Origin of the sequence: Thiolinea disciformis DSM 14473 (genome assembly GCF_000371925.1) — a bacterium.
GTDB lineage: Bacteria > Pseudomonadota > Gammaproteobacteria > Thiotrichales > Thiotrichaceae > Thiolinea > Thiolinea disciformis.
On sequence record NZ_AQVE01000006.1, the window covers coordinates 14,271 to 32,824 of the forward strand.

21 protein-coding genes and 1 riboswitch are annotated in these 18,554 nt (G+C 44.1%); of the genes, 9 read left to right on the forward strand and 12 right to left on the reverse strand.

Features of this window, described 5'->3' with window-relative positions; genetic code table 11:
• Positions 1-46: 46 nt before the first annotated feature.
• The gene (fusA, locus tag A3IE_RS0106170; protein WP_020394729.1) at positions 47-2,143 is read right to left on the reverse strand and encodes an elongation factor G; all 2,097 of its coding nucleotides are present in this window, start codon (positions 2,141-2,143) and stop codon (positions 47-49) included.
• A gap of 290 nt (positions 2,144-2,433) precedes the next feature.
• A complete protein-coding gene (locus A3IE_RS0106175; RefSeq protein WP_020394730.1) occupies positions 2,434-3,387 on the reverse strand; it encodes a DnaJ C-terminal domain-containing protein in 954 nt (317 codons plus the stop codon).
• 253 nt (positions 3,388-3,640) lie between these two features.
• Here A3IE_RS0106175 and A3IE_RS0106180 point away from each other — a divergent pair, with 253 nt between their 5' ends.
• The 9 genes from A3IE_RS0106180 to A3IE_RS0106220 all read left to right on the forward strand — a co-directional run bounded on the left by A3IE_RS0106180 (position 3,641) and on the right by A3IE_RS0106220 (position 11,922).
• Entirely contained in the window at positions 3,641-4,072 is a 432-nt protein-coding gene (locus A3IE_RS0106180; protein ID WP_020394731.1) for an Hsp20/alpha crystallin family protein, read from the forward strand.
• Between the two features lie 26 nt (positions 4,073-4,098).
• A complete protein-coding gene (locus A3IE_RS0106185) occupies positions 4,099-4,488 on the forward strand; it encodes an Hsp20/alpha crystallin family protein (protein ID WP_020394732.1) in 390 nt (129 codons plus the stop codon).
• Between the two features lie 71 nt (positions 4,489-4,559).
• Positions 4,560-5,402 carry a DUF72 domain-containing protein gene (locus A3IE_RS0106190; protein WP_020394733.1) on the forward strand — a complete coding sequence of 281 codons (843 nt, stop codon included), beginning with the start codon at positions 4,560-4,562 and terminating at the stop codon, positions 5,400-5,402.
• A 100-nt stretch (positions 5,403-5,502) separates the two neighbouring features.
• Complete coding sequence (locus A3IE_RS0106195) at positions 5,503-6,072, forward strand: Uma2 family endonuclease (protein WP_020394734.1); 570 nt, start codon at positions 5,503-5,505, stop codon at positions 6,070-6,072.
• Positions 6,073-6,326: 254 nt separating this feature from the next.
• Positions 6,327-10,133 (forward strand): restriction endonuclease subunit S, encoded by a 3,807-nt coding sequence (locus A3IE_RS0106200; protein WP_020394735.1) that lies wholly within the window; start codon positions 6,327-6,329, stop codon positions 10,131-10,133.
• A 31-nt stretch (positions 10,134-10,164) separates the two neighbouring features.
• Entirely contained in the window at positions 10,165-10,737 is a 573-nt protein-coding gene (locus A3IE_RS0106205; RefSeq protein ID WP_020394736.1) for a Uma2 family endonuclease, read from the forward strand.
• A 106-nt stretch (positions 10,738-10,843) separates the two neighbouring features.
• On the forward strand, positions 10,844-11,080 hold the full coding sequence (gene rpmB, locus A3IE_RS0106210) for a 50S ribosomal protein L28 (RefSeq protein WP_020394737.1): 237 nt from the start codon (positions 10,844-10,846) through the stop codon (positions 11,078-11,080).
• Between the two features lie 15 nt (positions 11,081-11,095).
• On the forward strand, positions 11,096-11,266 hold the full coding sequence (gene rpmG / locus A3IE_RS0106215; protein ID WP_020394738.1) for a 50S ribosomal protein L33: 171 nt from the start codon (positions 11,096-11,098) through the stop codon (positions 11,264-11,266).
• 146 nt (positions 11,267-11,412) lie between these two features.
• Positions 11,413-11,922, forward strand: a complete 510-nt coding sequence (locus tag A3IE_RS0106220) for an SRPBCC family protein (RefSeq protein WP_020394739.1) — start codon at positions 11,413-11,415, stop codon at positions 11,920-11,922.
• Here A3IE_RS0106220 and folK read toward each other — a convergent pair whose 3' ends face one another.
• The 10 genes from folK to A3IE_RS0106275 form a co-directional block, all read right to left on the reverse strand.
• A complete protein-coding gene (folK, locus tag A3IE_RS20050) occupies positions 11,923-12,408 on the reverse strand; it encodes a 2-amino-4-hydroxy-6-hydroxymethyldihydropteridine diphosphokinase (protein WP_020394740.1) in 486 nt (161 codons plus the stop codon).
• Complete coding sequence (gene folB, locus A3IE_RS0106230) at positions 12,405-12,761, reverse strand: dihydroneopterin aldolase (RefSeq protein ID WP_020394741.1); 357 nt, start codon at positions 12,759-12,761, stop codon at positions 12,405-12,407. Before folB ends, folK begins: the two co-directional genes overlap by 4 nt.
• A gap of 58 nt (positions 12,762-12,819) precedes the next feature.
• A complete protein-coding gene (locus tag A3IE_RS0106235; protein WP_020394742.1) occupies positions 12,820-13,071 on the reverse strand; it encodes a hypothetical protein in 252 nt (83 codons plus the stop codon).
• A 94-nt stretch (positions 13,072-13,165) separates the two neighbouring features.
• On the reverse strand, positions 13,166-13,405 hold the full coding sequence (yidD, locus tag A3IE_RS0106240) for a membrane protein insertion efficiency factor YidD (protein WP_020394743.1): 240 nt from the start codon (positions 13,403-13,405) through the stop codon (positions 13,166-13,168).
• Positions 13,402-13,809, reverse strand: a complete 408-nt coding sequence (gene hisI, locus A3IE_RS0106245; protein ID WP_020394744.1) for a phosphoribosyl-AMP cyclohydrolase — start codon at positions 13,807-13,809, stop codon at positions 13,402-13,404. The genes yidD and hisI overlap by 4 nt, the downstream gene beginning before the upstream one ends.
• A complete protein-coding gene (locus tag A3IE_RS0106250; RefSeq protein ID WP_020394745.1) occupies positions 13,809-14,174 on the reverse strand; it encodes a gamma-butyrobetaine hydroxylase family protein in 366 nt (121 codons plus the stop codon). The genes hisI and A3IE_RS0106250 overlap by 1 nt, the downstream gene beginning before the upstream one ends.
• Positions 14,175-14,183: 9 nt before the next feature.
• Positions 14,184-15,551 carry an ATP-dependent protease ATPase subunit HslU gene (gene hslU / locus A3IE_RS0106255; RefSeq protein WP_020394746.1) on the reverse strand — a complete coding sequence of 456 codons (1,368 nt, stop codon included), beginning with the start codon at positions 15,549-15,551 and terminating at the stop codon, positions 14,184-14,186.
• 3 nt (positions 15,552-15,554) lie between these two features.
• Positions 15,555-16,088, reverse strand: coding sequence for an ATP-dependent protease subunit HslV (gene hslV / locus A3IE_RS0106260; RefSeq protein ID WP_020394747.1), 534 nt, complete (start codon positions 16,086-16,088; stop codon positions 15,555-15,557).
• 468 nt (positions 16,089-16,556) lie between these two features.
• On the reverse strand, positions 16,557-17,426 hold the full coding sequence (locus A3IE_RS0106270; RefSeq protein WP_020394749.1) for a D-amino-acid transaminase: 870 nt from the start codon (positions 17,424-17,426) through the stop codon (positions 16,557-16,559).
• Between the two features lie 101 nt (positions 17,427-17,527).
• Entirely contained in the window at positions 17,528-18,226 is a 699-nt protein-coding gene (locus A3IE_RS0106275; protein WP_020394750.1) for a DUF3108 domain-containing protein, read from the reverse strand.
• A gap of 102 nt (positions 18,227-18,328) precedes the next feature.
• Positions 18,329-18,516: riboswitch (cobalamin riboswitch) on the forward strand.
• Positions 18,517-18,554 lie beyond the last annotated feature (38 nt).

Below are 18,554 nucleotides of genomic sequence, written 5' to 3' on the forward strand. Positions count from 1 at the left end.
AAGCCCTATTGCTGTGCAACAGGGCTTTTGCTGAAGGCTAGTTAAATTAACGAGCAGCTTCTTGTGCTTTCTTACGTTCTGCGGCTTCTTTAATAACCGTTTCAGATACGTTTTTCGGACAAGGTGAGTAGTGCGAGAACTCCATGGAGAACTGGCCACGACCGGAGGTCATTGTACGTAAGGTATTGATGTAACCGAACATTTCGGACAATGGTGCTTCCGCCTTAATACGAACACCAATCGGTGCGGTATCTTGTGATTTGATCATGGCACGACGACGGTTCAAATCACCAATAACATCACCCACGTGATCTTCAGGGGTGAATACGTCAACTTTCATGATCGGTTCAAGAATTTGCGGGCCAGCTTTTTGCATAGTTTGGCGATAACCGCCTTTTGCCGCAATTTCGAACGCAATAGCAGAAGAGTCGACCGCGTGGAAGGCACCGTCACGTAAGGTGACTTTTACGTCAACCACTGGGTAACCAGCTAACACACCCTTATTCATGCTTTCTTTAAAGCCTTTGTCAATCGCAGGCCAGAATTCACGAGGCACGTTACCACCCACGACCACGGATTCAAACGCATAACCAGCGCCGGGTTCGTTAGGCTGAATGGTGTAGTCGATCTTACCGTATTGACCAGAACCACCAGATTGCTTTTTGTGCGTGAAGCTATCTTCAACGGCTTGCGTGATCGATTCACGATAAGCCACTTGCGGTTTACCCACTTCGACTTCGATACCATGTGTACGACGTAAAATGTCGACTTTAATATCTAAGTGCAATTCACCCATCCCTTTCAGGATAGTTTCATTGGTTTCTTGGTCGGTTTCAACACGGAATGAAGGGTCTTCCTGAACCATCTTGTTCAGTGCAATACCTAATTTCTCAGCAGCGCCCTTGTTCTTTGGTGCAATCGCAATCGAGATAACAGGATCTGGGAATACCATCGGTTCCAGTGTTGCAGGATTGTCTGGATCGGCCAAAGTATGACCGGTTTGAACGTTTTTCAAACCGATTAAGGCAACGATATCGCCCGCTTGCGCCGATTCGATTTCAGTACGGTCATTGGCGTGCATTTCCACCATACGACCCACACGTTCTGACTTACCGGTATAGGTATTCATGACCGTGTCACCTTTCTTCAAGGTGCCTGAGTAGATACGCACGAAGTTTAGCGCACCGAAACGGTCATCCATAATCTTGAATACGAGCGCGCGTAAGGGGCGGCTTGGATCAACAATCGCGAATTCACCGGTCTCAACACCTTCGATATCCGTTTCAGGTTGTGGCTGAACTTCGGTTGGATTCGGTAAATAATCGACTACCCCGTCCAATACCAATTGAACACCCTTGTTCTTGAATGAAGAGCCTGGGTAAGTGGGGAAGAAGTCCATGGCGATTGTACCTTTGCGGATACAACGCTTAATGTCTTCAATAGCAGGCTCTTCGCCGCCCAAATACATTTCCATTAACTCATCATCTTGCTCAACCGCCGTTTCGATAAGTTTTTCGCGCCATTCTTCCACCTTGGCCTTCATATCTTCAGGCACATCTTGAATGGTGTACTTTAATGGATCGCCAGACTCATCCCATACCCATGCTTTGCGGGTTAATAAGTCAATAACACCCACGAAGCTATCTTCAAAGCCAATTGGCAGCGCCATTACTAAAGGCTTAGCGGCTAAGATGTCTTCAACTTGTTTAACAACGCGATAAAAATCTGCACCAATACGGTCTAATTTATTGACGTAAATTAAGCGTGAAACTTTAGAGTCGTTCGCATAACGCCAGTTAGTTTCTGATTGTGGCTCAACACCGCCAGAACCGCAGAATACACCGATACCGCCGTCTAATACTTTTAAGGAGCGATAAACTTCAATCGTGAAGTCAACGTGCCCAGGCGTATCGATAATATTGAAGCGATGGTCTTTCCAATAAGCAGTGGTTGCAGCGGATTGAATGGTAATACCGCGCTCAGCTTCCTGCTCCATGAAGTCCATGGTGGACTCACCTTCGTGAACTTCACCGATCTTGTGAATTTTTCCGGTAAGTTTCAAAATACGTTCGGTCGTTGTGGTTTTACCTGCGTCAACGTGCGCGAAGATACCGATATTGCGGTATTTGCTTAAATCCGTCATGGTTTAAAATCTCGTTTAAATACAATAACCTGCCGACAACACCACCGCTTGATTTTGGGTGAAGCCTTTGTGCTCATTTGCCAGCAGGAGTGTGGCTCTGCCGACCGTTAGCTTTATCTTATTTGCTTGGCGCAAAACGTTCTAAACGGTCTAGTGTCAGAAATTTTTGACATTACTTAGAACTTCCGTATGAGCCAAACGCTTAAAGCGGTGCGGTAGTATATAGCATTTACTAGAAGCAAGTAAGGGGCGGTTTTAAGCGAAAACCACCCTAAGAGAAGATAGTCTATTTACCAATGACTACGCGGATTAAAGGGCAAGGTTTCGGCCATGGTTTGGTAGAATTGTTTAGCCTTTTCGCTATCAGCGGGTGGCGTTACGATCTCGACAATCGCGTATAAATCACCGGCAGCTTGATTATTAGTCCCCGGAATCCCTTTTCCTTTTAAGCGCATTTTCCGCCCAGCGCGCGCATCCGGTGGAATTTTTAAATCCACTTGGCTTCCATCGGGCATGGGTAGTTTAACCGTGGTACCCAAGGCTGCTTCCCAAGGCGTAACAGGCACTTGAATCGATAAATCACGTTCATCCACTTTATAGAAACGATGCGGTGCAAATTCGATTTCTAAAAATAAGTCACCTCCATTCGAGCCTTGCCCGCTCAAACGGATACGCTGTCCTGCTTTTACGCCTTTCGGTATATTCACCGTGAGACTGCGTTCACCTTCAGGGGTATGTAAGTTTATCGTGCGCTTTGCGCCATTGATGCTGTCCTCCACATCAATTTGAATTTTGACTTGCTGATCTTGGCCGCGTGTTGAGCGTTGCTGGTGAAATCCGCCTTGATTGCCACCAAATCCATCTGGGCGATGACCAAATAGCGACGTGAAGAAATCGCTAAAGTCACCCATGTCAGCATTATTAGCGCCAAAACCGAATCCGCCTTGTGGCCCGCCACTACGAAACTCAAAGTTATTGAAGCCCCCGCCATTCCAGCCCGGTGGTGGACGGAAATCTTGTCCCGCTTTCCAATTGCTGCCTAACTGATCATAAGCTGCGCGTTTTTCTTCGTCACGTAGCACCTCATACGCCTCACCGATTTCTTTGAAACGGGCTTCCGCGTCTTTTTCTTTGCTGACATCAGGGTGATATTTGCTAGCCAGCTTGCGATAAGCTTTACGAATATCGTCATTGGAGGCACTGCGCTCTACCCCTAAAATCTTGTAATAATCTTTATATTCCACGTAAAACTCCTTACCAAACTGCAGAGAGTTGGATGACAGCGCCGAGGGTTGTTAAGTCTATCATCACTCAAAGATAAGCCAGACATGGGGGCGAATTAGCAAATCACAAGCCTTGCTGACGCAAAAAATGATAATAATAATTTTTGTCAAGTTTTTTATTGTTGGCTCTTGAAGAGCGCTTTAGCCGCCCTTATTCATGGGAACATCGAAACACTGAAACCAAGAAACATAGATAAAACGGGAGGTTTCCTCAATGTACGGTTTTAATTTTAATGAAAGTTTTATTAACGAGCTGGAGCAGTTAGAGCGTTTGTTTCAACGCAACTTAACCTCCAATATTCGCCCTGTTGCACGCGGCACGTTTCCGGCGATTAATTTAGGTTCGACACCACAATCGGTTGAAGTCTATGCCTTTGTGCCGGGCGTTGATCCTAAAACTTTGGATATACAAATCGATAAAAACCTGCTGACAGTGCAAGGTGAGCGCCAGTTGGATTTACCGAATGAGCAGGAGAAAGCGACGATTTATGCACAAGAGCGTTTTTCCGGCAAGTTTAAGCGGGTGATCACGCTACCGGATGATGCCGATGCGACCAAGGTAAGTGCTAATTGTAAGAATGGTGTATTGCATATTTCGATTCAGCGTCGTGAAGAAGCGCAACCCAAGCGTATCGAGATTCACTAAATCAGTCGCGACTAGGAGATAAAACCATGACAGCTGTTAATATTAATCAAGAAAAGTCAGTAACCAAAAAAGACGCAGAGAATCGTCCGGTACTACGCCCTTTGGTAACGATTGTGGAAGGCGATTGGGGTTTTACCTTGACCGCAGAAATGCCGGGCGTTCCTAAAGAAGATGTGATTGTAAACGTGGAAAGCGATACCTTAACCTTGGAAGGTGAGATTGCGCTACCTTTCCCCGAAGGCATGGAAGCCACACACGCTGAGGTAAATTTAGCGCGTTATAAGCGCGCTTTTACCTTGAGTCGCGAACTGGATACCAGCAAAATTGAAGCGACTCAAAAGGATGGGGTGGTTACCTTAAAAATCCCTAAAGCGGCGCACGCTCAACCGCGTAAAATTGAAGTGCAAATCGGTTAAACGATAAGGCTTCGTGCGCTGATGAAACCCGTTCGTGAGAGCGGGTTTTTTCATGGAAAATGGAGGGTTATATGCAAGATTTTCCGTACTATCTCGGCGCACCCCTTTGGTCGGTTCCCGAATGGAAAGGGCGTTTTTATCCTCCTAAAACGAAAGCAGGCGATTTTCTTAGCGAATACTCCCAGTTTTTTAACGCCGTTGAAGGCAACACCACTTTTTATGCCACCCCGTCAGAAACCAATGTAGCGCGTTGGACTGAAGCCACACCGGATTATTTTCGCTTTAGTTTTAAATTCCCACGCGAAATCACCCATGACAAGAAATTGCAAGATGTAGCGCTGGACACTGAAGCCTTCCTAAAACGCATGTCGCCCTTGGGGCAAAAGCTGAATAATTTTATGGTGCAACTGCCCGCCTCGTTTACCCCGAGCCTGTTGAATCGCTTAGACGAGTTTTTGGAAATCTTACCGAAAACTTATGGGTATGCCGTGGAGGTGCGTCATCCAGATTTTTTTATTAATCCTGAGGTGAGAGCCGCGTTAAATGAAGTCGTGAAAAAACATGCGGTCGATCGTGTCATTTTCGATAGCCGCCCAGTGCATTCAGCCGCTCCTGTGGATCAGGCCACGCAAGAGGCACAGCGTAAAAAGCCACGCTTACCCGTACAGTTAGATGTGACAGACCAGCAACCGATGCTGCGTTATATCGGTCATCCGGTGTTGGAAGAAAATCAGCGCTGGCTAGAGCCTTGGGCAGCTCAAACGGTTCGCTGGCTACAAGCTGGTCTTAAACCCTACATTTATTTACACACACCGAGTAATGTACTGGTTCCCGAATTAGCACTGAAGTTTCATGAATGGGTAAAGCAGCGAATGCCAGAGGTTCCTGATTTGCCAAGGTTTCCTAGCTCATAATTTTTTTATTTTAAGCGTTTTTCACTATTAAAGATGAGCTTAGGTGAATCATTCAAACTACGCTAAACTTTATTTTCTTAAAGGAAAGAACGGAGACAATATGGAGCGCACTGCACCACAAAATCGTTATTTGTCTTTTGTTGATTTTTTGGCGCTAGAACAAAGTAGTGAAACTAAGCATGAATATATCGGCGGGGAAATTCATGCGATGGCGAGTGCAAGTCGTAGTCACAACATCATTACGATGAACTTGTCTGCACACTTATTCAATCATTTGCGTGGAACACCTTGCCGACCATTTATGTCAGATATGCTATTGCATATGAATATCGCTCAAGAGGATATTGGTTATTATCCTGACTTAATGGTTGCTTGTAGGCCGGATGACCAACATCCGCGCTACCTAGAACAACCCACTATTATTGTGGAGATATTATCTGACAGCACTCGTCGTACCGATCTGCGTGAGAAGTTCCTCGCTTATCAAACGCTTGAAAGTGTGCAAGAGTATCTGATCGTCGAGCAGGATCGGCAGCATTTATCCTTATTCCGCCGAGACAATCACTGGAAAGCTGAGCACTTCGGTCAAGAAGATACGCTTACCTTAAATTCTATCAAATTTGCTCTGCCAGTCGGAATGGTGTATGAGGGTGTTGCTTTTGAAGAATGAAGTATTAGGCTGTTTTATAGGCCTTCAGAGAGGCATCGTTTCCAAGAAAATAACTTGCGAACAACCTTAGTATCTTTATTGCTTATCTTTCTTTTCGCCCCGCTGACATGCCATAGAAATTATTCCACTCATAGACTTATCAGGGCAGCTCTGCTGCTTTGCTTTGCCTTATGTTAGATTAGGTGTCGATTTAAACTCCGTCACCGCCCTAAGTTGATCGTTTTAGGCTTCTTGAGTGTTTTTGGGATTTCCTAGTGATTAATCAAACTAACTTTAAACAGGTTCTAGAAGTGCTTGGCTTTGAGAGCCAGAATGAGCAGCTGTCTAAGCATTTTCCAGCATTTGATGCACGTATGATTGTTGACTTTACAAAAGAGGTTTTAATTTACCCTGAAGATAAAGGCTTACAAATCAACGAACGCCAAACCTGTAATTTTTCTGCTAATGAAAACTTTGTCGTGTTTGAGTGTGTTTGTCGCTTGCTGGATAAAGGCTATAAGCCTGAGCACATTGAGCTAGAACCTAAATGGAAGCTAGGTCATGGTGCAAGTGGCGGACGTGCTGATATTTTAGTGCGGGATAATACAGGCAAATCCTTGTTAATTATTGAATGCAAAAATGCAGGCAGTGAGTTCAACAAGCACTGGAAGAAGACCCTAGAGGATGGTGATCAATTATTTGGTTATGCACAGCAAGAAAGCAATACTCAATTCTTGTGTTTGTACACAGCTGACTGGTTAGATGATTGTGTTGTATATGAAAGTCATATTATTACCTTACAAGATAATGAAAAACTATTAGAAGAGCGCAAACATCAAAACCCTTTGAGTTATCGTGTAGCTAAAGACCGAGATGATCGTTATAGGGCTTGGAAAGAGACTTACCTACTTGACTATGCCACTCAAGGCTTATTTGAACCTGATATTCCTGCTTATGAAATTGGCAAAACTAAATTCACGGTTCATGATCTGAAACAGGTTTCTAGCAAGGACACTCAAAGTAAACACCATGCTTTTGCCACCATCCTAAGAAAGTATAATGTTTCAGGGCGTGAAAATGCCTTCGATAAGTTGGTCAATCTGTTGCTATGCAAGATTGTTGATGAAACCAATAACGCGGATGACTTAAAGTTTTATTGGAAAGGTGTTGCGTATGACTCGCCTTTTGATCTACAGGATCGGATGCAGTTACTTTATAAAGAGGGTATGCGCCGCTTCTTAGGGGAGGAAATTACCTATATCGGTAATGAACAAATCGACAACGCATTCTGGGCATTTTTAGGCGATAAAGATGCCACCAAAAATAAAATCAAAGAGTATTTCAAACAACTTAAGTTTTTTACCAATAACGATTTTGCTTTTATCGAAGTGCATAATGAGGCCTTATTTTATCAGAATGCAGCTGTTTTACGCGATATAGTGCGTTTGTTTGAGGATACTCGCATTAAGGGTGATACCCGCAATCAGTTCTTGGGCGATATGTTCGAGATATTTCTTGATCAAGGCGTCAAACAAAGTGAAGGGCAGTTCTTTACTCCTATGCCTATTACCCGCTTCATTATTTCCTGTTTGCCGCTAGAGAAGGTCATTGAGGATAGCCAGCATCCACCACGTTGTCTTGATTATGCGTGTGGTGCTGGACATTTTTTGAATGAATTAGCTTCACAAATGCAACTTTATGTGAGCAAACACCAGAAAGGCGATATTCAAAACTTCTACCAAGCTATTGAGGGGATAGAAAAGGAATATCGCTTGTCCAAAGTCGCCAAAGTATCTGCCTTTATGTACGGGCAAGATAATATTAGTATTACCTATGCAGACGCCTTGTCAAAGCAGGCTGAAACGCCATTAGCTAGCTATGATGTATTGGTTGCTAATCCACCCTATAGCGTTAAAGGCTTTTTGGAAACTTTGACTGAGGAGGAGCGTGACAGCTATACCTTGTCACAAACCGTTCAAAATATTGCCAACAATAACTCTATTGAAACCTTCTTTATTGAGCGGGCTAAACAACTGCTAGCTGGTAATGGCGTAGCGGGCATTATTTTTCCATCTTCTATTTTATCTAATGCTGACTCTACTTACACAACAGCACGGGAAATTTTACTCAAGTATTTCGATATTATTGCTATTTGTGAATTTGGCTCGGGGACATTTGGTAAAACAGGTACAAATACCGTCACCTTGTTTATGCGCCGGAAAGCAGCAGAGCCACAACCTGCTGAGCATTATCGTAATCGCGTTGAACAGTGGTTTACGAAGCCGGATGATGCTAATGAGGCAAAGCGCCAAACGGTTTTTTTGGATGAGCATTTTATTAAGCAGTACTGCAATCATATTACTGTCGAGTTTGAGGCTTATAAAACGTTGCTTCAAGGTGATGCTAATCAAGCATTGATGCAGCTTGAAGGTTTTGCAGAATACAAAAAAGCTTTTGAGGGTTTGACTAGCACAGTTCAGCGCAAGAAACAAAAATCATACAAAGACTTAAAGGAGATAGATCAAGCCATTGAAATGCGCAAAAAGCTAACCGCGTATATTCAGGGTATTGAGAAGGAAAAGCTCTATTATTTTGTATTAGCCAGTATTAATCCTACTCAGGTGGTGATTGTTAAAAGCCCATCCGATACTAAGGAAGCTAAAGCCTTTTTGGGTTATGAGTGGAGTAATGCCAAGGGTAATGAGGGTATCAAATTAATGACCGATGCAGCTGGTAAACACCTTACCCCATTGTATGAGGAAGGTAATCCCCGCAATCCTGCTAAGATTAATTATTACATTGAGCGAGCTTTTCTAGGTGAGGCGTTCGAGATTCCTGAGCATCTACAAGCATTTGTCACATCTAATCGCTTGGTGGATATGCTTGATTTCAGTCGCACTGAGTTTAACAAGCAAATTAGCCTTTCTCCAAAAAATGCAAATATTATTGAATCTCAATGGGCTATTAAGAAATTGTCTGACTTGATTGAAATTATTGGTGGTGGTACTCCAGATACCAAAAATCCAACTTACTGGAATGGGGGTATTCCTTGGTTAAGTGTTGTTGATTTTAATTCAGATGAACGCTATGTAACGACCACAGAAAAAACCATTTCTGAAGAAGGGCTTAAGAATAGTAGTGCAAAATACCTGCAAGCTAACGACTTGATTATATCTGCTCGTGGTACAGTTGGAGCGTTAGCCCAGCTTGTCAAACCTATGACATTTAACCAATCCTGTTATGGTTTAAGATCAAAAGGGGAGGTTACTAATGATTTTCTTTATTATGTTTTGAAACAAGAGGTTGAGCAATTTAGGCGTAATGCCTATGGTAGCAAATTTGATTCTATCACTACCAGAACATTCAGCGATATTAAGATTCCTGTACCACCACCTGCAATACAAGAACAGATTGTACAGGAGTGTGAGGTAGTAGATAACAACTGCAAGCAAGCAAAAAATGAAATAGTAGCTGATGAGCAAGAAATACAGAAAAAAATAAAGCAATTAATTGATGACAATGAAACAGCACTGAAAAAACTATCAACCGTTTGTGACTTTATTAGTGGCGGAACACCCGATACCAATAAAAAAGAGTACTGGAATGGTGATATTCCTTGGCTATCTGTTGCTGATTTTAAGCAAACTAGGAGATACGTTTACACTGCTGAAAAGAAAATAACTAAAGCTGGGTTAGAAAATAGTAGTACAAAAATATTAAATGCTGGCGATTTAATCATTTCGGCAAGGGGAACAGTTGGAGCAATTGCGCAATTAGGAAAGCCAATGGCATTTAATCAATCCTGTTATGGCATTAGAGTTAAGGAGGGAGCGGATAATGGCTTTCTATTATACATATTAAGATCTCAAGTCGATCAACTGCTAAATAATGCCTATGGCAGTAAATTTGATGCTATTACCATAAGAACTTTTGACTCAATCAAGATTCCTGTTCCACCGCTATCAGAACAACAGCTTATTGTTGCTGAAATCACAGCCATAGAGGAAAAAATCCAAACAGCGCAGACCATCATAGATGAAGCAGTAGCAAAAAAAGCGGCAATCCTGAAAAAGTACTTATAGGGGCTTTAGTCGCACGAGAAGGAGATAAAAGTTGTCAGTTCAATCTCAAATCCGTTTAAGTGCTCATGAATACTTAGCTCAAGAGCAAATTGCCAGCGAGAAAAGCGAATTCTTGAATGGTGAAATCTTTGCTATGGCAGGGGCGAGCCGTGCACATAATCAAATTACCTCCAATCTAGTCGTTGCCATCGGTTCTCAGCTATTGGATAAACCTTGTAGCGTTTACGCAAGTGATATGAAGGTGCACATGCTTAGCGAGAGTCTTAGTAAATACAGTTACCCTGATGTCGTGGCAACCTGTGGCGATCAGTACTTTGAAGATGAGCATTCAACAGTATTGCTGAATCCGGTGTTGATTATCGAAGTGCTATACCCATCGACGGAAGCCTATGACCGTGGTTTGAAGTTTTTTCATGATCAACTGATTCCCAGCTTGCGCGAATATTTGCTAGTTGCTCAGGATTATTGCCGTATCGAGCACTATTACCGCCAAGCTGATCAACCATGGGTTTATTCTGAATTTCACGCGCTTAGCGATACAATGCTCATTTATACGCTGGATTGTGAGCTGAAAGTGGCTGATATTTATAGACGAGTTTTGTAAGCCGTATGAGTTTGCACAAAAAATTTCAGCTTCCCATTGCTTGACAAAGTGACTTTTGCTAAACTCCCGCGCCTTTAGTATTGAATCGCTGTTTTGGAGAAGTCTCATGGCTCGTGTATGCCAAGTTACCGGTAAGCGTCCGATGTCGGGTCATAACGTCTCGCACGCCAATAACAAGACTAAGCGTCGTTTTCTGCCCAACTTGCACACGCACCGTTTCTGGGTTGAGAGTGAAGAGCGCTTTGTAAGCTTACGTGTTTCTACCAAAGGAATGCGTATCATTGACAAGAATGGTATCGAATCCGTTCTAGCCGAGCTGCGTGAACGCGGCGAAAAAGTTTAATGGGAGTCGTAGATCATGGCTAAAAAAGGCGGACGCGATAAAATCAAATTAGTTTCTACTGCTGAAACAGGTTATTTCTACACGACTACGAAGAATAAGCGTACTACTCCAGATAAATTGGAGTTCAAAAAGTATGATCCAGTGGTGCGTAAGCACGTTGTATTCAAAGAAGCTAAAATTAAATAAGTTTCTAATGAATAGATGATTCAGTAACAAAGCCCGCCCTTGCGGGCTTTGTGCGTTTAGCGGATAGAATTTTGTGTTTAGGCAGGATTCGTCAATAATAAGCCTGATGTTTCGGGGCTTACTAACCTACTCTAGGTTTAAATGAAATGGACGGATTAACAATAGGTATTATTTTGGGGCTGCTTGCATTGGTTTTGCTAGCGCCAGTGGTTTTGGGGCTCATGATTTCCCCACATCAATATGCTACGCGGGTTGAGTTAATCAAAGCACCACCTGAAAAGGTTTGGCGTGCCTTATCCGACCTGACGCGTCAAGGTGAATGGCGTTCCGAAATCAAAGGAATGCAAATGAAAGACGATGACGATGGTATGCGTTGGGTCGAAGACAGTGCCAACCACGGTAAAGTGGTTTTGCGTAAAATCAAAGAAGTACAACAGCGTGAACTGATTGTACAACTGGAGCGTAATGCGCGTCCTTGTGGTACACGCCAAGCCGTATTACAAGGCGTCCCCGGTGGCACACGCGTTACTTTTACCGAAACGGCGAATGTGAGCAATCCCATCGAGCGGGTGAAATCCCAATTTAACTCCAAACTAGATAAGCGTTTTAATCAATACATTAATGAGTTTAAAGATCATTTTGTAAAAGCGGCTTAGTTATAAACAGCTCAAGTTTATGGGCGTTAAACCAACTGTGCTTAAATGCGTTTGTGGCACAAGGTCTATTAAAGGTTGTTGCAACACTGGATGTAGGAGTTGAGGCTGTAATTCTAGCAAAGAAAATAAAACAAACGGGTATTGTAAGATATCGGGATGGGGTAGTTTCAAGGCAGGGTCGATTTGCTCACCATAAAGTAATAAATCTATATCTAAGCGGCGTGAGCTAAATTTAGCTTGATCCGCTTGCCGACCCTGTGCTTGCTCCAATTGCTTAAATAATGTTTTTAATTCGCTAACACTTTGCTGTGTTTCAAAGCCAATGACCACATTGAGGAAGTCATCGCCTTCAAATCCTATGGCTTTGCTTCGATAGATGGTAGAAATTTGCAACTCGCCTAGCACCTCACGCAAGGCTTTAATGCAGGTACATAAGTTGTATTCTGCTTCTTGGTTGCTACCAACCCCGATATAAACGTGAGTCATGGACGGACGCCACGTTCAATTTGCACGCCGACCTCAGCCGATTTCTTAACAGCGAATGGTTTACCCACCGTGACACGAATCCACGGGATGCTCATTTCACTCATTAAAATGCTAGCGATATCTTCGGCAAGGCGCTCTACCAGATCGTAATGCTGTGCCTCAACGATTTGGGTAACGCGCTGGGCAGCTTTTTTATAGTTAATAGTGTCTTCAATGCGATCACTCGCAGCGGGAACTGTATTATCCCACGCCATTTCTAGATCGATGCGAATTTGTTGTTGAATGCGCTTCTCCCAGTCATAAATACCGATATTCGCGTTCAAGCGCAAATCGCGCACATACACAATATCCATCGCTGCTCCTTGAGTAAGTTCAGCGATTATTTTGCCTGAGAGCCAGGTGATAAAACAGTTAATTCAGCCAGAGATACATCCCATAACTCACCCCGATGCCAATTAGGCTGACTAACACTAAACCGAGGGCTAATAAAATGGGTTCACGATGTGCTTTTAGGCGTTCGAGACGTTGAGAGGCTTCACCAGTTAAACGCTCCGCTTCATCAAAACGCACACGATCTAAGGCTTCACGCATGAGTTGCGTTTGGCGTTTTTCAAAGGTTGCTGTGTTATTGGGTGCGAAATGGGTAGGGGCTGGTGACGACATGGCGGCAATACCTTTATAGCTTTTTATAGTAGGGATTGATAAGCCACTATAGCGCGTGGAAATGAGGCTGTAAAATGCAGAGGTATTAACGGTATCAGGAATGCTTGGAGCTTTGGGGGGCTGGCTCAGGGACTAAGTCAATGCCGCCTTCGTGCCAAGGGTGGCAACGCGAGATACGCTTCATGCCTAGCCAAGTGCCTTTTAAAGCACCATGCTTTTCAATCGCCTCATAAGCATAATGCGAACAAGTCGGATAAAAACGGCAATTGCTACCCAAGAGCGGGCTTAAGAAGAGTTGATAGCCGCGAATAGTGCCTTTTAAGATGGTTTTCACGCGCCGTATAGCTCCTTGGGATCTGTCAGTGGCGTTGTATCAATAATCACTTGATCACCTGACACTTTATAAAAAAAACAGTGACGACGTCCGGTATGGCAAGCCGCGCCAGTTTGATCCACCAATAAGAGAATCGTGTCCAAATCGCAATCAAAACGCAATTCTTTAAGTAACTGCATTTGCCCTGAGGTTTCGCCCTTGCGCCAATAATTATTGCGTGAGCGTGACCAATAACAGACCCGTCCGGTTTTGAGGGTCTCTTCAATAGCAGTACGATTCATCCACGCCATCATTAATACTTCATTCGAATCAAACTGACGTGCAATAGCCGGAATTAAACCCGCTTCATTATATTTCAGTTTGTCTAAGATACTGTGGAGTGATTGAGTTGTACTTTCAGCCATTAAATCACCTGTCCCGGGGCTTTGCGTTGATAACCGGCAGCGGCTACTTTGGCCAAGTATGCATCCCAGTGGGCTTGTTGGTTTTTGCCCAAGTCATAGAGCAAGTTCCAGTCATACAAGCCGCTGTCATGGTTATCGTCAAACACTAATTTGATCGCATAATGCCCAATCGGCTCAATCTCGGTGATATTCACATCTTCTTTGCCGAGTTGTAACTTTTCCTGCCCAGGGCCATGGCCGCGTACTTCGGCAGAAGGCGAATGCACACGCAAAAACTCACAGCTCAAGGTATGCGTTTCACCAGTTGGCCATGTTAGTACCAACGCACGCGATTTTTGTTTAAGCGTAATATCGGTTGGCGTCATGCTAGCTCCTTATAAAATAAAGCGGCTCAAATCTTCGTCTTTAACCAATTCGCCTAAAGTCGCATCGACGAAAGCAGCGTCAATCACCTTATCACCGCAGTCTGGCGCTTGATAGAGCACATCTTCCAACAAGCGTTCTACCACGGTATGCAAACGGCGTGCACCGATATTTTCAGTGCGCTCATTCACATCAAAAGCAATCTCGGCAATACGTCTTACCCCATCGGGGGTGAAAGCAATATTCACGCCTTCGGTCTTTAATAAGCCCTGATATTGCTCAGTTAATGAGGCGTTCGGTTCAGTCAAAATTCGTTCAAAGTCGCCGGCAGTCAAGGCTTCCATTTCTACTCGAATCGGTAAACGACCTTGTAATTCTGGAATCAAATCCGACGGTTTGGACACATGAAATGCACCCGAGGCAATAAACAAAATATGATCGGTTTTGATCATGCCGTATTTAGTATTAACGGTCGAGCCTTCAATAAGAGGTAGTAAATCACGCTGCACACCTTCACGCGATACATCTGCGCCACTGACTTGACCGCCACTACGGGCTACTTTGTCGATCTCGTCTAAGAATACAATGCCGTTTTGCTCCACCGCATGAAGCGCACGCTGTTTGAGTTCTTCCTCATTCACCATTTTATGCGCTTCTTCTTCGGTTAGCAGCTTAAGCGCATCTTTCACTTTCATTTTGCGACGGCGCTTTTTTTGGCTACCCAAATTTTGGAACATGCTTTGTAATTGGCTTGCCATTTCTTCCATGCCAGGAGGAGTCATGATTTCCACGCCTACATTAGCACCACTCACTTCTAGCTCAATTTCTTTATCATCCAACTCGTGCTCACGCAATTTTTTGCGGAATTTTTGACGCGTTAAACTTTCTTCTTGATTCGCTTTGGGCGAATCATCGATCTCCAAAGACATCCACGCATTGGTATTATTATCGGCTTTGGGGCTGGGCAACAGAATATCCAAAATACGATCTTCGGCAGCATCTTGTGCGCGATAACGTACTTTCTCAACTTCCTGTTCGCGCATCATTTTTACCGCAACATCCGCCAAGTCACGAATAATCGAGTCGACTTCTTTACCCACATAACCGACCTCGGTGAACTTGGTAGCTTCCACCTTAATGAAAGGTGCATTCGCCAAACGTGCTAAACGCCGCGCAATTTCAGTTTTACCGACGCCAGTGGGGCCAATCATTAGAATATTTTTGGGCGTAACTTCATGACGCAAACTGTCATCGAGCTGTTGGCGACGCCAACGATTGCGTAGTGCAATCGCTACTGAACGTTTGGCTTTGTCTTGACCAATAACGTGCTTATCGAGTTCCTGAACAATTTCACGGGGAGTCATCGTCGAGCTAGGCATTTTTTATAATTCCTCAATCGTTAAGTTGTGATTGCTATAGATGCAAATATCAGCGGCAATATGTAAGCCCTTTTCAACGATTTCCCGTGCCGATAGATCGGTATTTTCTAATAAAGCGCGGGCTGCGGATTGGGCAAACGCGCCTCCTGAGCCGATCGCAATCAAGTCATTTTCTTGTTCAACCACATCACCATTGCCCGTAATCAACAAGGAAGCGCTGGCATCCGCCACAATAAGTAAGGCTTCCAAACGCCGTAGCATCCGGTCAGTGCGCCAATCTTTGGCGAGCTCTACTGCTGCACGGGTGAGATTGCCATGATAAGCCTGTAGTTTGGATTCAAACCGCTCAAATAAGGTGAAGGCATCCGCTGTGCCACCGGCAAAACCCGCCAAAACCTTATCGTTATATAAGCGGCGTACTTTGCGTGCATTGCCTTTCATAACGGTATTGCCGAGTGTGACCTGACCATCACCGCCAATCACCACTTTACCATGACGGCGCACGCTTAAGATGGTCGTTCCGCGATATTGTTCCAAAATCTAGCTCCAACTAATTGGCAAAATGCTTTTATAAGGGTGAAGTTTAACTTTTCAATAGCGAAGGTAGAGGAATTGCATCAAATTTAGCTTATGACAAAAATGAATAAGCTTTCCTGATATTCATCGTTAGCTAAGCCGTGTTTTTCATTATTTCTGTGTTATAGTGTTCAACTATGGAATTTCATTTGTGTTCAATGACTTAGATACAACATTTGTTGTGCATTGCACACAAAGTTCCATGGCTTTGTTTCGAGGCAGGAGGTAACTTATGAGCATCGTCATTAGCTTAATCGTATTAGCCGCATTAATTGGTGTGGTGTGTTATACCAATAGTTGCGCTAAATCCAAAGACCGTTCCCTACCGAAAGAGATCGTTGATCGTCTTTAAGGCGCGCCTCAATTAACAATAATGTTTAGACTCCAACTCAGATCAGCTCTCACACTGCTAATTAAATTAGCAGTGTTTTAAGCGTTACGCCGCGCCTCCGCCAAGGCCTTGTTCAGATAAAGCTCACGCATCTTGAGGCTAATTTCCCCCACTTTCCCGTGTCCAATCAAACGATTATTCACTTGGACGACAGGGAGTGCAAAAGTTCCCGCACTACTAATAAAGGCTTCGCGGGCTTGATACACTTCTTCCAAGCTAAAAGGGCGTTCTTGCACGTTTAATTGATGCTGCTCGGTAAGTTGTACAAGGGCAGCGCGGGTGGTGCCATGCAAAATATCATTGCCTAACGGACGGGTGATAAGATCGCCCGCTTGGTTAATGATAAACACATTATTGGAAGTACCTTCCAACACTTCACCATTACGCACAAACCAAGCATCATCGGCACCTTGATCCAAAGCCTGTTGTTTAGCCATCGAGGCTGCTAATAAGGCTACGGTTTTTATATCGCAGCGTTGCCAACGAATATCGTCCACGGTAATGACGCTCAAGCCACGTTCAACAACAGGATTTTTCAGCAAATTTTTGCTTTGGGTAAACAGGACTACACTCGGCTTTAGGTTGCGTGGCAGGGCAAAATCCCGATCGGCCACGCCACGACTGATTTGCAAATACAATAAGCCTTCACGCAGTTGATTCCGTTGTACCGTTTCTTCTTGTAAGGCCACTAAGTCGTCTAAGTTTAAGGGTAAGGGGATGGAAAGTTCGCTTAAGGAGCGTTGTAAGCGGGCTAGGTGTGCAGCATTGTCTAGTAATAAACCGTCTACGACAGCATTGACTTCGTATACTGCATCGGCAAATAAAAAACCGCGATCAAATACTGAAATGGTCGCAGACGATTCAGCTTGAAATTGCCCATTCACATAAACCCAGCGTGTTGTTGGCATTATTGGCTTCTTTTAAGGTGAGAGAGGCTAATGATAATGCAAGCTAAGCATTGGCGCACCATTGCCGAAACCGTGTGTCGCGGCAATAGTGGTTGTTTGGTTTAGTGCATTTGAACCTTGAGCAAACGGCTGGTGACGAGATCACCTTTTTCATTATGTTGCGCTTGTACGGGCAAATAACCTAATTCTGCGGCCATCCAAAACGTGGTTTGGCGGTCATCGTCATCACGCACTAATTGGATTTTTTCTGCGGTATAGTCACCCGCCGGTACACTGATTTTTTCCTTACCGAGACGTTTGAATTGATACGTTTTTAATTTGCCTTTTTCCGTTACTTGATAAGTCAAGGCACGGTTGGCAGCTAAATCATCCATTAACTTGAGTTCTACCAAGATTGGATCCGTGGTGTTAGCTGGAACGTTTACGCTATAAGGTTTGTCCTCATAAGTACCATTGACTTTGTTCGAATTCATGGTGAATTGGTCTTTGCGGGCTTTGCGCTTGCTTTTGAAATCGTATAAATACGATTGGGTTTGTAGTTGATTGCCTTGCTTTAAGCCGCTACTGCGTTCGTTGATGGTATTACCGCTCAACATAGCGGCTAGACCATTGGCCTTGGCTAGTTTTTGAAAGGTGTAGGTGTTGTTGGTGTAGCTCAGGCTGGACTGCATCGTTCCGACACTTAGGCCAGAATATTCCACACTATAACTGGCTTGAAAAGCCTGTGGCGCTGCTTGTGCCACGCTTAGTGTACCAAGGCAGAAAACGGCTGTTAGGGTGCAGGCCAAGTATTTATTCATGATTCCCTCGTTGATCATCTACTATTTTATTCTTGCTGTGAGTTTGGACTCAGCGCATCAAACTTAGTTCAGCAGCGTTTGACAGCGTGTGCTAAATCTCGTAGTTTTTGCGCTGGTTTAGGTGCACCACAAGGTGTTAAACGGGAAGTTGGTATAAGCCAACGCTGCCCCCGCAACGGTTAGCAAGAGAGTTTTGCCAGAGCCACTGTGCAAGTTTTGCATGGGAAGGCGGCAAAATAGCATCACACGCACTTGCAAGCCCGGATACCGGCCCGAGCTACGTGTGACCGCTGTTGCGTGTCATGTCCTTTGATTTGCGCGGTGGGCG